At 42.0% G+C, this 13,849-nt stretch carries 19 protein-coding genes; 8 read left to right on the top strand and 11 right to left on the bottom strand.

Going from position 1 to position 13,849, the window contains the following annotated elements; genetic code table 11:
• Positions 1 to 95 precede the first annotated feature (95 nt).
• Complete coding sequence (locus tag E4665_RS01545) at positions 96 to 701, bottom strand: ECF transporter S component (protein ID WP_135347033.1); 606 nt, start codon at positions 699 to 701, stop codon at positions 96 to 98.
• Positions 702 to 935: 234 nt separating this feature from the next.
• Here E4665_RS01545 and E4665_RS01540 point away from each other — a divergent pair, with 234 nt between their 5' ends.
• From E4665_RS01540 to E4665_RS01525, 4 genes are all read left to right on the top strand, one after another.
• The gene (locus E4665_RS01540; RefSeq protein WP_135347032.1) at positions 936 to 1,148 is read left to right on the top strand and encodes a hypothetical protein; all 213 of its coding nucleotides are present in this window, start codon (positions 936 to 938) and stop codon (positions 1,146 to 1,148) included.
• Between the two features lie 249 nt (positions 1,149 to 1,397).
• Positions 1,398 to 1,736: a hypothetical protein gene (locus tag E4665_RS01535; RefSeq protein ID WP_135347031.1), complete on the top strand. Its 339-nt coding sequence runs from the start codon at positions 1,398 to 1,400 to the stop codon at positions 1,734 to 1,736.
• A 65-nt stretch (positions 1,737 to 1,801) separates the two neighbouring features.
• Positions 1,802 to 2,035 (top strand): hypothetical protein, encoded by a 234-nt coding sequence (locus E4665_RS01530; RefSeq protein ID WP_135347030.1) that lies wholly within the window; start codon positions 1,802 to 1,804, stop codon positions 2,033 to 2,035.
• Positions 2,032 to 2,148, top strand: coding sequence for a YjcZ family sporulation protein (locus E4665_RS01525; protein WP_241654586.1), 117 nt, complete (start codon positions 2,032 to 2,034; stop codon positions 2,146 to 2,148). The genes E4665_RS01530 and E4665_RS01525 overlap by 4 nt, the downstream gene beginning before the upstream one ends.
• Before the next feature lie 143 nt (positions 2,149 to 2,291).
• Here E4665_RS01525 and E4665_RS01520 read toward each other — a convergent pair whose 3' ends face one another.
• Complete coding sequence (locus tag E4665_RS01520) at positions 2,292 to 2,978, bottom strand: YetF domain-containing protein (protein ID WP_135347028.1); 687 nt, start codon at positions 2,976 to 2,978, stop codon at positions 2,292 to 2,294.
• A gap of 203 nt (positions 2,979 to 3,181) precedes the next feature.
• On the opposite strand from E4665_RS01520, the gene E4665_RS01515 reads away from it, so the two are divergent.
• On the top strand, positions 3,182 to 3,451 hold the full coding sequence (locus E4665_RS01515; protein WP_241654584.1) for a polysaccharide deacetylase family protein: 270 nt from the start codon (positions 3,182 to 3,184) through the stop codon (positions 3,449 to 3,451).
• Positions 3,452 to 3,601: 150 nt separating this feature from the next.
• Positions 3,602 to 3,760, top strand: a complete 159-nt coding sequence (locus tag E4665_RS01510) for a YjcZ family sporulation protein (protein ID WP_135347026.1) — start codon at positions 3,602 to 3,604, stop codon at positions 3,758 to 3,760.
• A 150-nt stretch (positions 3,761 to 3,910) separates the two neighbouring features.
• Here the strand turns inward: E4665_RS01510 and E4665_RS01505 are convergent, their stop codons facing one another.
• On the bottom strand, positions 3,911 to 4,117 hold the full coding sequence (locus E4665_RS01505) for a hypothetical protein (RefSeq protein WP_135347025.1): 207 nt from the start codon (positions 4,115 to 4,117) through the stop codon (positions 3,911 to 3,913).
• Between the two features lie 24 nt (positions 4,118 to 4,141).
• A complete protein-coding gene (locus E4665_RS18035; RefSeq protein WP_167815072.1) occupies positions 4,142 to 4,303 on the bottom strand; it encodes a hypothetical protein in 162 nt (53 codons plus the stop codon).
• A gap of 529 nt (positions 4,304 to 4,832) precedes the next feature.
• On the opposite strand from E4665_RS18035, the gene E4665_RS01500 reads away from it, so the two are divergent.
• Together E4665_RS01500 and E4665_RS01495 are read left to right on the top strand one after the other, a co-directional pair.
• The gene (locus E4665_RS01500; protein ID WP_241654583.1) at positions 4,833 to 5,108 is read left to right on the top strand and encodes a hypothetical protein; all 276 of its coding nucleotides are present in this window, start codon (positions 4,833 to 4,835) and stop codon (positions 5,106 to 5,108) included.
• 946 nt (positions 5,109 to 6,054) lie between these two features.
• Positions 6,055 to 6,258: a hypothetical protein gene (locus tag E4665_RS01495; protein ID WP_135347024.1), complete on the top strand. Its 204-nt coding sequence runs from the start codon at positions 6,055 to 6,057 to the stop codon at positions 6,256 to 6,258.
• 507 nt (positions 6,259 to 6,765) lie between these two features.
• Here E4665_RS01495 and glnA read toward each other — a convergent pair.
• The 7 genes from glnA to miaA form a co-directional block, all read right to left on the bottom strand.
• On the bottom strand, positions 6,766 to 8,100 hold the full coding sequence (gene glnA, locus E4665_RS01490) for a type I glutamate--ammonia ligase (RefSeq protein ID WP_135347023.1): 1,335 nt from the start codon (positions 8,098 to 8,100) through the stop codon (positions 6,766 to 6,768).
• 55 nt (positions 8,101 to 8,155) lie between these two features.
• On the bottom strand, positions 8,156 to 8,542 hold the full coding sequence (locus E4665_RS01485) for a MerR family transcriptional regulator (RefSeq protein WP_135347022.1): 387 nt from the start codon (positions 8,540 to 8,542) through the stop codon (positions 8,156 to 8,158).
• 115 nt (positions 8,543 to 8,657) lie between these two features.
• On the bottom strand, positions 8,658 to 9,929 hold the full coding sequence (locus E4665_RS01480) for a methionine gamma-lyase family protein (RefSeq protein ID WP_422067237.1): 1,272 nt from the start codon (positions 9,927 to 9,929) through the stop codon (positions 8,658 to 8,660).
• Between the two features lie 5 nt (positions 9,930 to 9,934).
• Positions 9,935 to 11,188, bottom strand: a complete 1,254-nt coding sequence (gene hflX / locus E4665_RS01475) for a GTPase HflX (protein ID WP_135347020.1) — start codon at positions 11,186 to 11,188, stop codon at positions 9,935 to 9,937.
• A 15-nt stretch (positions 11,189 to 11,203) separates the two neighbouring features.
• The gene (locus E4665_RS01470) at positions 11,204 to 12,169 is read right to left on the bottom strand and encodes an AAA family ATPase (protein ID WP_135347019.1); all 966 of its coding nucleotides are present in this window, start codon (positions 12,167 to 12,169) and stop codon (positions 11,204 to 11,206) included.
• 215 nt (positions 12,170 to 12,384) lie between these two features.
• On the bottom strand, positions 12,385 to 12,618 hold the full coding sequence (hfq, locus tag E4665_RS01465; protein ID WP_100487826.1) for an RNA chaperone Hfq: 234 nt from the start codon (positions 12,616 to 12,618) through the stop codon (positions 12,385 to 12,387).
• 174 nt (positions 12,619 to 12,792) lie between these two features.
• Positions 12,793 to 13,743 (bottom strand): tRNA (adenosine(37)-N6)-dimethylallyltransferase MiaA, encoded by a 951-nt coding sequence (miaA, locus tag E4665_RS01460; RefSeq protein ID WP_135347018.1) that lies wholly within the window; start codon positions 13,741 to 13,743, stop codon positions 12,793 to 12,795.
• Positions 13,744 to 13,849: the final 106 nt, after the last annotated feature.

The following is a 13,849-nucleotide window of genomic DNA, read 5'->3' as shown; positions in this document are numbered from 1 at the left end:
CAATCCATCATGCGTAAAAATATTGAAATGCGGCACCCACTTTCACGGATGCCGCATTTCAACAATTCTATTGATTCGGAATGAAAATGTAGATATTAGTTTTTCTGACTGATATGAATCAATATCCTGGCAATTGTTGGAGCTATAACAACTGCCGCTGCGGCTTCAAAAATTCCATTAGTGAAAACGATGCCCAGAAGGAATGGAAGAACCTGATCCGCATTCAAATTCATACTGGTAAAAATAATAAAATGAAGTCTGAAAAAGACATAGGTTAGACCAAGTACGAGCACAGTGTTTGTCAGCGCCCCCAAAAGCGCGGCTATAGACATCGATCCAACTTCAAACAGTTTTGTTTTTCTGAGAGCCAAAAAAGTATACCCCGCAACCACTCCAATGAGTATCCTAGGGAGAATTGAGATCAGAGGATTCGTGAAAATGATTGGTGCGATCGGGCTGCTTGGAAAAGTAAATGCTCTGATAAACGTAATCACACCCCAAATACCACCGATAATCGCACCATCAAGAGGTCCAAGAGCAATGGCAACGATAATGACAGTGATATGCATCAGAGTCAAGCTAAATGCTCCAATTTGGATATTTCCCAAAAAAGGGACAAAGTTCTGAAGAATAATGATCGCTGTAAAGATACTGATTAACACAAGCCTGAACGTTCGGTTTTGTTTCATATAAGTTCCCATGGTTTTCTCCCTTTGGCAGCCGGAAAATGGAAATTCTTTTTATAATGATATCACAAACAAGTCCTTGTTAAAATTTTAATAGTACCTAAAATTGTATTTCTTTGACACAATTCTTTTTGTTTCGTATGAGTCACCTGGAAAAACATAAAGAAAAAAGCGGTTTCGCACGATATAAATTATAGCTACGGACTGACTTGGGTTGCTGGAGCAAATTTCTACAATAGGAGAGATTACATGAGCGAAGACAATAAAAGTCCGATGTTTTTCAGTGAGATTGCGAAGGATCTGACCATCGCTTATATGGAGAAGCATCCGAGAGAAAATATTGACGAATACGTCAGCGCATTTGAACATTTTTATGAGGTAGTCAATTATACCGCCGGTTCAACGCCAATGATGAATGTATATCCAGGTGAAATCATTAGATCCAAAAAAACTGCAAAATGACCGTGAAGATCATTATGGCTTAACTGACTCCATTTTTAATTGTCCTTCTTACTTCATTGTGCTCCGATTAATAAAGCTCTATATTTTTAAAAATACACTTTCCCCATAATGAAATTTCACACTTTTTGTTTATAAAGTACTTCAAACAATAAAAAATCCTTATTTTACCCGTTTGATCCCTGCCGAATTTTTTTTTATAAATGAATCAGGCATTGAAGCTATAACACTTCATTAAGGGGAGAATGAAACATGGGATTAAATTTCAGCCACTGCGACGCGCACTGGAGTTACGGCCTTTTTCATGACTTCAGAGAAAAGTTAGCCAGAGAAATTGGAATGGATCTGAATAGGATGGAAGGATTTGGAGGAAATACACGCTTCAGCGATTTCGATGACGCGATCATTCCGCTCCTCAACCACTCAGACTGTGAAGGCGAAATGACCGCCAAAGAGTGTTCACAAGTGGCACCAAGACTGAGGGAGCTGGTCGCTGACTGGAGCGAAGAAGACTATGTCGAGGAAGCATTATCCTTAGCTGGGGGGATGGAACTGGCCGCGCGAAACGACCAGCCTCTGATTTTTTGTTAGAAAAATAGTTTTGATGACCGCACATGAATCATAAGACCTGGAAACAACTGAAAGAGGCGAAAGGATTGAAACACGAAAAGGAAAAAATCTATCAAAAATTATACGAAGTACGAGTTGAAATAGCAAAGCAATTTGAGAAAGCCGGCCTTGACGGCAAGGTATCAGATTATCTTGCAACCAAATATATGCTTATCAATGAGACAGCGATCAGCTCTTATCTCCTTGTTGAGGAACAGGCAGATGTCGCCAAAATAATTGAGAGAATTTCAGATGTTGAGGCAGTCAGTGCGAAAAGGTGAATAAATTGAGTGATGGCGGATATAGCGGTGGCTTTAGTCACGGCAATAGCTTTGCCCTGATCGCCGTCCTTTTCATTCTGTTGATCATTGTTGGAACCGCATTCTGTTACTAATCATGGGGCCGTTTAACCATCGGTTCCATTCAGCACCTCCTTTGCTTGAGGGTACCTCACACCAGGGTGCCCTTTTTACCTTTTCTCAGATAAATAATTCCTGATAACATCTTTTCTGGATTGATTCACAGATCGTGACGTGACTAGTAAATCTCTCTTTTGTCAATATGAAGCGTTCCGTCACTCTGAAGTTCAGCATAAAAAACGTCGTTAATTGAATTAATTCCAAAATTTTTTATTTGAGCTTGCACCCATTCTCTAGTCAGGTTTAGCTCTTCTAAATTATGCACAACAATTTTCCCGTCAACGATGATTTCAGACGGTAAATATAAGGGTTCCGCCGACGTAACTTGAATATCCCGCCTGGTTACCGTTTGCCGACCAGATTTTTTAAGTACAGCTAATTGACCATCTGTTTCAAGAATCGCATAGTCAACATCTTCAATGGTAAAAATATGATTACATCTAAGCAGCATTTTTAAGGTATCCATGTTCAGTTTCGACGATCGCATGGCTTTTTCAACGATTTTCCCTTTCTTTATAATAATTGAGGGTTCACCATTAAGAATTGTTCTTGCTCTGGACGATTTAAGGCTTAGGTAACCAATGAAAAGCGTAGCAGTTGTCCAAATGCCCAAGCTTACAAAGCCCTGGAAAACAGAAATATTCTTGTCAATTACAATATTTGCGGTAATCGATCCTAAGGTAATACCAGTTGCATAATTGAAAGCAGTTGAGTGATTTAACTGAGTTTTTCCCAAAACTCGTGTCAAAAGCAGCAATATAAAAAAAGCTCCGAGTGATCTTTCTAATATCTCGAAAAAATTCAAGGTAATTCCCCTTTATTTTTTTCTTTATTTTTGCCTATTCAAAAGAAAATAATCATGGCTCCATGCCACTGTTGCGTATTGCACCGTCTTCGAAAATAGAGAAGCGACGTTGTTAAGAATGTTGTTACTAGGTTAAGATTTCATTTTTCTTACTATCTTTCGGCATGCTGTTACAATGTGTTTTTGGTAAAACAGCTAATGCCATGATTGATCGTTTTGACTATGACCCCAAGGGAAACGTCGTTGGGGAAGTTTCGAATCATCAGAAGCTCGTTGCTCTGACTTTTGATGACGGACCCCACCCAGTCTACACGCCCCAAATACTCGATGTGCTTAAGCAATACCATGCCAAAGCCACCTTTTTTCTGATCGGTAAATGCATGCTGGTTTATCCGTATCTTGTTAAATGTGAGGTCGTTGAGGAGTACGAAATGGGCAACCATACTTTCTCTCACATCTCACTCACGGGTTAGATAAAATTTTAAACAAATAAAATTTGATGCAGGGGTGATGCAAATTTTTGGGTTCGCCCTATCTGCACTTCTCAATTGGGCATATTAATCATTCCTCATCCGTCTATCCGCTCATATAATGCATCATCAATCGATAAGGGGGTGTCTTTTATGTGGGGTTATCCTGGTTATCCTGGTTATCCTGTTGACGGTGCGTGCGGCTGCGGTCACGGATACGGATATGGTGGCTATGGATTTGGCCGAGGGTTCGCCTTGATCATTGTATTGTTCATTTTGCTCATTATCATTGGTGCTTCTTTCGTTTATTAATCCAATCTTGCCACCTTTTGAGTTAATCCGTAACCATCGGTCCATCTTTAGATCACTCCTTCAGAGGGCGTCCCACTACCGGGTGCTCTCTTATACTTTCTTCAAAAATAAGTCTTCTATCATCCATTAAAAAAAGCACCGCAAAGGATGCTACATTTCAATATTTCCAAGTATTTTTTTAAACAAATCATCAGATCCTTTTAATAGGTTATCTGTTGCTTGCCTGGTTTCATCCAATTTCATCGTTTTTAATAACTCCAATGATGATACTAATTTGTCTATACTCATATTGTTTTCGCACGCAAAATCAATCAATTTTTGAATGTCAGATAACCGTTTTGTGTATTCTTCATACATGAAGTGCGTCCCCCGATCGTGGAATCATACCGATATATTTTCAGTGGCATAGACGTATGAACGATAGACTGCCCTGAAGGCAATGACTGCACCAATTAAAACAACCACCAATCCAAATAAATTGAGGCCTGATGCAAGGACCTTGTTCCATTCATTCTTAATAACGCCAGCCTGAATATTATTCACCTAATCAACCTCTTTCGCGCATTAGAATTGCTGACTTCAGCTGATTTCATTTGTATGCAATTTATTCTGATTAGGTGCTAGCCCAAGATGTCTGAATCAAAAAGCTATCCCAAAAGGGGGTCAGAAGAAAATAACGGGATTTAAAAAGGTTGATAAAACAAGATCTTGAAAGTGACTACCTGAGCATCAAGAAACTACTTTAAAGTTTCAATGCTTCTCCAAAATTCATCTTATTTTCAATCCTTTGTTAGAGCTGTCTGGTGAGCAATTTCAACCATCATTTCGATAATACTATAGGAGGCGAATTTCTTTTATATTCACCATTCAAGGCCTCCCTTTCAAAGCTCTATCCTTTTTGTATGAATGTCTCGTCTTCTAGGCATTCGCCGTTGAGCATGATAAAGAAGCACATACATTACTCTTGTTGCTAAAATTAACAAGGAGTGATTTCAATGAGCTATGACTTTTATGGCCCTTATCGTGCGAATCAGAATCCAAATTACTTGAACCCTTACAATGCTCCCACCAAATGCCAAACATTAATTTGAACCCCATTCCATATCCAAACCCCAACCCTAATCCCAAACCGAGTGCAAAAAGCTTAAAAGACTCGGTTTTGTCTGCTGTTGATCCCCTAGTCAAATATGGTTTGAAAGAGGGGAAACACACTTCATTTCCTCATGCACTACGCGAAACTGCTGCAATTGCTTATCTAATGGGCATGGGATACGATTTCATGATGGCTAGGCAAACCGTTGAATCATGGGAAATTGATGAAATGTTTTATCCCCATCAGCCTTATTGATTAATAGAGACCCACAGATATTTTCTATCTGGACACCGAACGTTTTGGTGTCCATTATTGCTATTCCCTGAACTTTAACACGTGATTCAGAATACACCCAAGTCTGGCATTAAATGATTTTGTATGCCCGTGCAAAATCATTTGATTTTGTTAATTTCTTTAATATCGATGCTTTTTTTTATTCGATAACTGTAGGATGACGCTTAAAAAATGAAGACGGTCTCCACAGATACTTGATTTAATAAGGTTTTTATGTACATGATTTAAGTTCTGCAACTTTAACGCAAGGTAGACTTAAATCTTATTTGTCCCAATTATTCAAAAGTATCGATTCCGACATAAAAAAGAGCCTGAAAGCCTAAACTTTCAAGGTCATTCCCACTTCAATCATGGTGTAATAAGGAATATCGTATTTTGTCGAATTTTACAATTATTATATTTTTATAGGCTTTTATCCTATTGCTTTACTCATCTAGTTTTATAAAAATAAGAATTTATAGTTTCCTTGTAGCTGATTTATCATTTAATATAATTTTTCAAAAATCAAAAGCTGGAAGAACAAGCGACGCCACTTTACTAATGATTGGAGGTAAGAACATGAATTCTAACCCTGAATCTAAAAGGTCCTCTAAGAATCGACAAATGATAATGAGCTTAATCATCTGTATCTGTGTATCTGTTTTCCCCTTTTGGAAAGGATCTTTTTTGACCCTTGGATTACCATTTCATTATATTATTTTTTATCAAGGGGGTACATTTGGGTTCCACGGACTCAACTTTTTACTTAATCTGATCTTTTTTTATATCTTGCTTAACATCGCAACAAAATTATTTTCACGCTTTTTAAGGCAAGGAACTTCAAAATAATCTGAACGAAAGACTATCACGCAGTATTGGGAGTTGTTTGAATAAAGAATAATATTCATAATACGAAGATTGATTGATTGTGAAAGCAAAATTTTTTTTGCCTATAATTATAACTTTATTATTTTTTTCCGTAATTTCAATCAGTCCTGCTAATGCGGAAAAAATAAATGCCCCAATTAAAAGCACTAAAGCAATGCAGCAGATTCAATTAAATGCGTTTGAAAAAAAACCGAATATCGAACTAATTCATAATAAAGATCTTCTGATTGGAACACCAATGTGACCATTCGCGATTCAAATATAGCAACCAACAATTTATTAATAGCCCGCTTTCAACTACTTATAGTGGATAAAAACTATCGGTTGGTATTCACCGTATGCAGGTAATACTGGTTCCCCGTTCTCTAATAGTTGGTTCATATGGCAAAATATTAGTTTTAACTATAGATACACATACTGCAGTGGTCATAAAAAGCTTATTTCCATAAGTGGTGTTAATACCTATCTGAACGAGCATTTCCGATTACAGGTGATCATGAAGGATCTACCCGAGAGACTTGGTCATGCGAGCGAACACATCACGGATGAACTTTATGGTCACACAAGCAAGATCATTCAGATGGACAGTATCGAGAAGTTTGAAAACATACAGATAAAATTTTAAACCGGCGGTCAAAAAGCAGTCAAGATGATGATCAATCTTCGGGCGCGTGATTTTGACCGCTAAATAAATGCATAATAAAACCCCTCAACGCCAGCAGCGCCAAGGGGTTTGAGAATTTCAGACTGATTAATACTGTTCCATGTATTGATCGCGTTCCCACTGATGAACCTGAGTGCGGAACATATCCCATTCAATTTCTTTTGCATCGTTAAAGTGGGAAACAGTATGTTCACCAAGAGCAGCGGTGATAACCGGATCAGAATTGAAAACATCCAAAGCTTCTTTCAATGAAGCAGGTAGTTCATGGATGCCGAGCTCTTCACGTTCTTCGTCATTCATGACATAAATACTGCGATCTACAGGATCAGCAGGTGTCAGTTTTTCTTTGATACCGTCAAGACCGGCTGCAAGCAATGCCGCCATACCGAGGTAAGGGTTGGTGGCAGGGTCAACGCTGCGCACTTCGATACGTGTACTTAAGCCACGGGAAGCCGGGATACGGATCAAAGCGCTGCGGTTGCTGAGAGACCATGCAACATAGCTTGGCGCTTCATAGCCTGGTACCAGACGTTTGAAAGAGTTAACCGTCGGGTTGGTAATAGCCGTGAAGGCACGTGCATGTTTCAGAACACCAGCAATGAATGCTTTCGCTGTTGCGCTCAGTCCATCTTCAGAACTCTCATCATAGAAGGCATTTTCTTTCCCAGTGAACAGAGACATGTTTGAATGCATTCCCGAACCATTCACACCGAACAAAGGCTTCGGCATGAATGTTGCGTGCAATCCGTGCTGACGTGCAATGGTTTTCACAACCAGCTTAAATGTTTGAATGTTATCACAGGTTTTAACAGCATCTGCATATTTAAAATCGATTTCATGCTGGCCCGGAGCCACTTCGTGGTGCGAAGCTTCGATTTCAAAGCCCATGTCCTCGAGTTCAAGTACAATATCGCGACGGCAGTTCTCACCAAGATCTGTAGGTGCCAAATCAAAGTAACCGCCATTATCGTTCAGATCAAGTGTTGGCTTTCCATCGTCGCCTACCTTGAACAGGAAAAATTCCGGTTCCGGTCCGATATTAAATGCGGTGAAACCGAGTTTTTTCATTTCTTCCAGCTGTGCTTTAAGGACGTTGCGAGGATCCCCTGGGAATGGCGTACCATCTGGTTTGTGGATATCGCAAATCAGGCGGGCAACTTTTCCTTTTTCAGCTGTCCAAGGGAATACGACAAAGCTGTCATAGTCTGGGAACAAAAGCATGTCCGATTCTTCAATTCTTACAAATCCTTCAATAGAAGAACCGTCAAACATAATTTTGTTATCCAAAGCTTTTTCCAGCTGACTCACCGGAATTTCAACATTTTTGATAATTCCGAGCAAATCAGTGAACTGCAAACGGATGAACTTTACGTTTGCTTCATTTACCTTAGAAATAATGTCTTCCTTCGTAAACTTTGCCATTCGTGATCCTCCCCAAAATAAGTTTCTTTGTAACAAATTTATATACAGGAAATCCTCACTTAAAAAAACGTGAAAGCTCCCCTTGTATCAACGAAGCTTTTCCGAACTTGCCAGCACTGACGAGTTCAGTTTTAAGGAATTTCATGAGTTCAGCGTCGGACAGTCTTTTCTTGTCTTCTGCCGGGCGATTGACGGCTACAGGCTTTTCACTCAGAACACGCCGGATACCGGCCAGATTTACTCCTTCATCAAGCAGAGACTTAATATCCAGCAAACGATCAACGTCATTAAAAGAAAAAACCCGACGGTTGCCTTCAGTCCGTTCAGGAAAAATCAGCTCATTTTCTTCATAATAGCGAATCTGCCTCGCCGAGAGTCCTGTCAGTTTCTGGACAATACCCATGGAAAACAAAGGCATTGAACGGCGCACACTGTCATCCATATCGCCTCACGCCCCCTTCACAGAAACATTATAGCTTTTGATAATATTGTTGTCAAACGATGTTAGCTTATCTCACAGTCAATGATAATTGATTTTGACACAATTGTCACAATTATCATTCACCAAATTCGATCAGGTGCGACTCAGCCAGATGATTGACCGCAATCATCAGTGCGGATTTTACGTGCTCAAAGGTCAACCCACCTTGGAAATAAAGGGTGTATGGGGGGCGGAGCGGACCATCCGCCGTAAGTTCAAGACTTGCGCCCTGTATAAATGTTCCTGCAGCCATGATGACTTTGTCTTTGTAACCCGGCATGGGGCTAGGATACGGTTTAACATTCGAGTTGATCGGTGAAGCCATCTGGACGGCCTGGCAGAATGCGGTCATCTGCTCCGGATCGTGAAACGTGACCGTTTGAATCAAATCCGTTCTCGGAGCTTCCCATGAAGGCGAAGTTTCCATTCCAAGAATCTCCATCAGAGCGGCCGTGTAGACGGCTCCTTTCAAAGCTTGTGCCACGATGTGGGGGGCAAGAAAAAAGCCCTGATACTGGTCCTTCAATTCTCCCAATGTGGGACCAACTTCTTTGCCCTGACCGGGTACAGTCAACCTTTCGGCGCATTTGGAAACCAGGTCCTTCTTACCGACAATATAACCTCCAGATTTCGCCAATCCACCCCCGGGATTTTTAATCAATGAACCGGCCATCAGATCGGCGCCGACATGGCAAGGTTCTTCCGTCTCAGTAAACTCTCCATAACAGTTATCAACAAACACAATCACATCAGGATGTTCTTTTTTGATTGCCGTAATTGCTTCGCCAATCTGACAGACAGGAATGGACGGACGATCCCCGTACCCCCGCGAACGCTGAATTCCAATCATTTTTGTTTTGGCAGTAATCGCACGATTGACTGTCTCGGTATCAATGCATCCTTCTCTGAGAGGTATCATACTGAACCCGATACCAAACTCCTTAAGAGATCCTTGGCCCGATGGCGTGATGCCGATGACACCTTCAAGTGTATCATAAGGTTTTCCGGTAATATACATGAGTTCATCACCGGGCCGCAGCACTCCGAATAATGCCGTTGTGATGGCATGAGTGCCTGAAATCATCTGGGAACGAACAAGCCCGGATTCAGCACCGAAGCAGTCCGCATACACCTGTTCGATCCCCTCTCTTCCAAAATCATCATAACCGTATCCCGTTGTACCACTGAAATGTGCATCGCTGATTTTATTTTTTCTGAAACTCGAAAGAACACGGAACTGATTTTCCAAAGCCGTTTCGTCGATGGCTTTTCTTCTTTCTTCTGTTTTTTTATCTGCTTCATCAGCCAATTTTCTTAATGCTCTTCCGAATTTAAGCGTACTGAACAACATGATTAATTCTCCCCATCTTCTCCGTCACTGGATTTTAACAGTTTTGAGCCCAGAGGTGTTTCCGGATAGATAAAACCCGCCACTTCATATGACTGCGTTTCTTCGATATACCTTTGTTCTTTGAGTATTGAATACTTTGTAATATCATTCAAGAGTGAACCAGACGAGGCAGGAATTCTGCATCGGTAAGGGGCCATTTGAAGAATCAGGAAATCCTCAATGGCGTTTAAGATAAGCTGACGATCAGCGCTGTCTCGCGCCGCGACTAGAATCGCATCTTTAGGCGCGATAAACGCTGTGCGCAGTAAATCTTTCTTATTGTATAAAGTTAAAACAGGAATCTGATCGGCTCCAAGGTCCGTCATTAGTTCCCGAACGGTCTGTTCATGAATGAGTAAATCCGGATCTGAAGCATCAATCACGTGAATAATCAGCTGTGCACCGGCCGCCTCCTCAAGTGTCGAACGGAATGCAGCTACAAGTTGTGTCGGTAGATCCTGAATAAACCCGACAGTGTCGGAGAGTAGACAGGTAAAACCGTCAGGCAGCCTGAGTTTTCGCGTCAGAGGATCCAGCGTTGCAAACAGTTGATTTTCTTCATATGTATGTGCGGATGTCAGCTGATTGAACAGCGTCGATTTTCCCGCATTTGTATAACCAACAAGAGCGATCTGGCACTGATTACGGTCTACCCGCCGATCCCTGTAACGCTGACGATGACTCACCACATTCTGAAGTTGAAGACCGATGTCTTTCATTCGGTTACGGATGTAACGGCGGTCCGTCTCAAGCTTGGTTTCACCAGGCCCTCTGGTACCTATTCCTCCGCCAAGCCTTGACAGTGACTGGCCCATGCCGCTCAGTCGCGGCAGCAAGTATTGAAGCTGAGCAAGTTCGACCTGAAGCTTCCCCTCTTTTGAACGCGCCCGCATGGCAAATATGTCCAGAATGAGCTGAGTACGATCAAGTATTTTTGCGTATAGAATACTGCTTAGCCGTCCTTGCTGTCCTGGGGAAAGCTCTGCGTTAAAAATAATTGTTTCTGCGCCAAGCTGTTTTTCCAAAGCTTCAAGCTCCTGAAGTTTTCCCTTCCCGATATATGTGGCGGAATCAATTTGCTGCCTTTTCTGAGTCAGTACGCCGACAACCTGCCCGCCTGCTGTTTTTGTCAGGGCCACAAGCTCATGAAGCGATGATTCAAAGTGATCATCCGTCTGGCCAGGCAGCTGGCAGCCCGCAAGTATCACATTTTCCATAAAATTCCTCTCTCTCTAAACGTCATTTAATGTATCTTCTCCGTTTAAAAGAAAACGGTCATCATCGGTCGCCAGGTCACAGGCCCGGATGGTCAGAAGAGACTCCCGGTCGAATCTGACTTCTCTGACTAAGCGCACAGCTTGCCGGCGTATCGTTTTTTCAATCAGATTACGGACATAGCGTCCGTTGCTGAAATGGGCGTCGTGTTCAAGTATTTTCTGATTTAAATGGCGAGATAATCTTTTTCGCGCTTCCGCAGTCATCCTGTATTCCCTATCTTCGATCATCTGGGCGGAAATTTGCAACAGTTCATCCCCAGAAAAGTCCGGGAAGGTAAAGATCATCGGAAACCGCGAAGGAAGACCTGGATTCATCTCTAGAAAATCATCCATCTCGTCAGAATAACCGGCCAGAATGAGAATGAATTCTGTATTGTGATCTTCCATTTGTTTAACAAGCGTATCAATGGCTTCCTTGCCGAAATCTTTCTCTCCGCCGCGCGCCAAAGCGTAGGCTTCGTCAATAAATAGAACACCACCCAGAGATTTTTTAACCAAGTCTCTTGTTTTTTGCGCTGTCTGACCAATGTATTCACCAACAAGATCTGCCCGTTCAGCTTCAACCAGTTGCCCCTTTGGCAAAATCTCCATCTCGCGGAACAAATCGCTGAGAAGCCTGGCGACCGTGGTTTTCCCGGTCCCCGGGTTCCCCTTGAATAGCATATGAAAAGACTGCTTCCCCACTTTCAACTGCGCCTCTTCACGTTTTCTATAGACATATAGCCAGGCATAAAGTTCTTTGATCATTTTCTTAACGTCACTCATGCCAACCATTTGATCGAGCGACGACTCCAGTTTTTCAAGCGGCGCATGGCTTACTTTCTCATCCATAGGAAAGGGCGCAGCCACTCTGTTTTCTTCTTTCCGGTTAAAAACCACATTAATTTGGCTGTTCTGCGTATATGTGTAAGCCTCCCGCATCTTTCCAACCACCCCGCTTCTTTGACTGTCGGTCAGCGACATCAGCTATGCCGAAACAGGCAAGCCCGGACATCGCCGTGATTCATGAGCAGAATCCATGTAAAAAACATCTGTGAACTCCATCATTTTATGACTGCCCGCGGCCGTTCAGAAGGAAGAACCAAGAAGAGCTTAAAAAGAAAGAAAGACAGCTCACCGCTGCCTCCCCAAATCTATTATGTTTCGTCCTGATTTGTCCAATTCACCGGTTTTGATGGTGTAAAAGTTGAAATCGCATGTTTAAAAATCAATTGCTGCTTGCCTTCACTGTCCAAAAGGACGGTAAAATTGTCAAAACCCTTGACCTTTCCTTTAAGCTGGAAGCCGCTGACCAGAAAAACAGTCACGAACGTTCCTTCCTTGCGCAATTGGTTCAGAAAGGTATCCTGAATATTGATCGACTGTTTCATTTTATTCCTCCTCTTTTCTCTCTAGTAAAGATACTTCGATTTTTGATCCAACTTTCCTGCAAAAAAAATGCGAATGACTTATTTCTGAGAAGGAAAATTCTGTCCAATCAGAAAGATCGCTCAACATGATTATATTTTAATTTTCCATCATTTGCAAAGGCTCTCCGCAAATAATCAAGAGGATGATGAACGTTTGAGACGTTCCTTAACAAAATGAATGATCTCACCCGCTTTCTCGTTAAACTGATCCAGTGCGCTGCTCATATCAAACCACTGGACATCCATTTGTCCCTGGAACCAGGTAAACTGCCTTTTCGCATAGTGCCGCGAATTCTGTTTCAACCTCTCAACAGCCTGCTCCAAAGAACACTTGTTTTCAAAGTACGGGAAAAATTCCTTGTAACCGATAGCCTGAAGGGCCTGCTCATCCTTCAGTCCGCGGGAATAGAGAAGTTGAACCTCATCGAGCAGCCCCTCTGCAATCATCTGATCCACCCTACTGTCAATTCTCTGATATAAAAGATTCCTGCCCATTGTCAAGCCAATAAACACCGTATCGAAGATTGGCAAAGGCTTCTCGTCCGGCTGTTGTAGACTGAAGGGTTTCCCTGTTTCGTGAAATACTTCAAGAGCTCGGATCACCCTTACAGTATTATTAGGATGAATTTTGGTTGCAGATGATGGATCGACAGCCTGGAGCTTTGCATGAAGAGCAGTCGCTCCCTCCCGATCCACGAATTCTTCTAATTCCGCTCGATATGCCGGATCTGATCCATTGGCCGAAAAATGATAATCATAGACCGCAGCTTTGACATAAAATCCAGTGCCACCAACAAGGATCGGAAGCTTCCTCCGTTCAGCGATCCCGTGAATGGCCCGGCGAGCATCACGCTGATACTCGGCGGCTGAATAATTATCTCCGGGGTCGCGGATGTCGACCAGATGATGCGGCACACCCCCGGCTTCCTCAACAGAAACTTTGGCTGTCCCTATATCCATCCCCCTGTATATTTGGAAAGCATCACCATTAACAATTTCACCATTAAGATGCTTCGCAAGTTCAATGCTTAGTTTTGTTTTACCGACTGCGGTCGGCCCGACAAGGACCACCAGCTTATCTTTCATAAAGTCATAAACTCCTAATAATCAATGATTTCCTTGCGATAGAATGTTTATACCCAGTATAGCACAGGACGTTTCTTTTCTTGAAGAAACCATAAGATCTGCCAAA

The organism is Sporolactobacillus shoreae (genome assembly GCF_004684935.1).
Taxonomy (GTDB): Bacteria; Bacillota; Bacilli; order Bacillales; family Sporolactobacillaceae; genus Sporolactobacillus; species Sporolactobacillus shoreae.
This window is presented reverse-complemented; position numbering and strand designations above follow the sequence as displayed.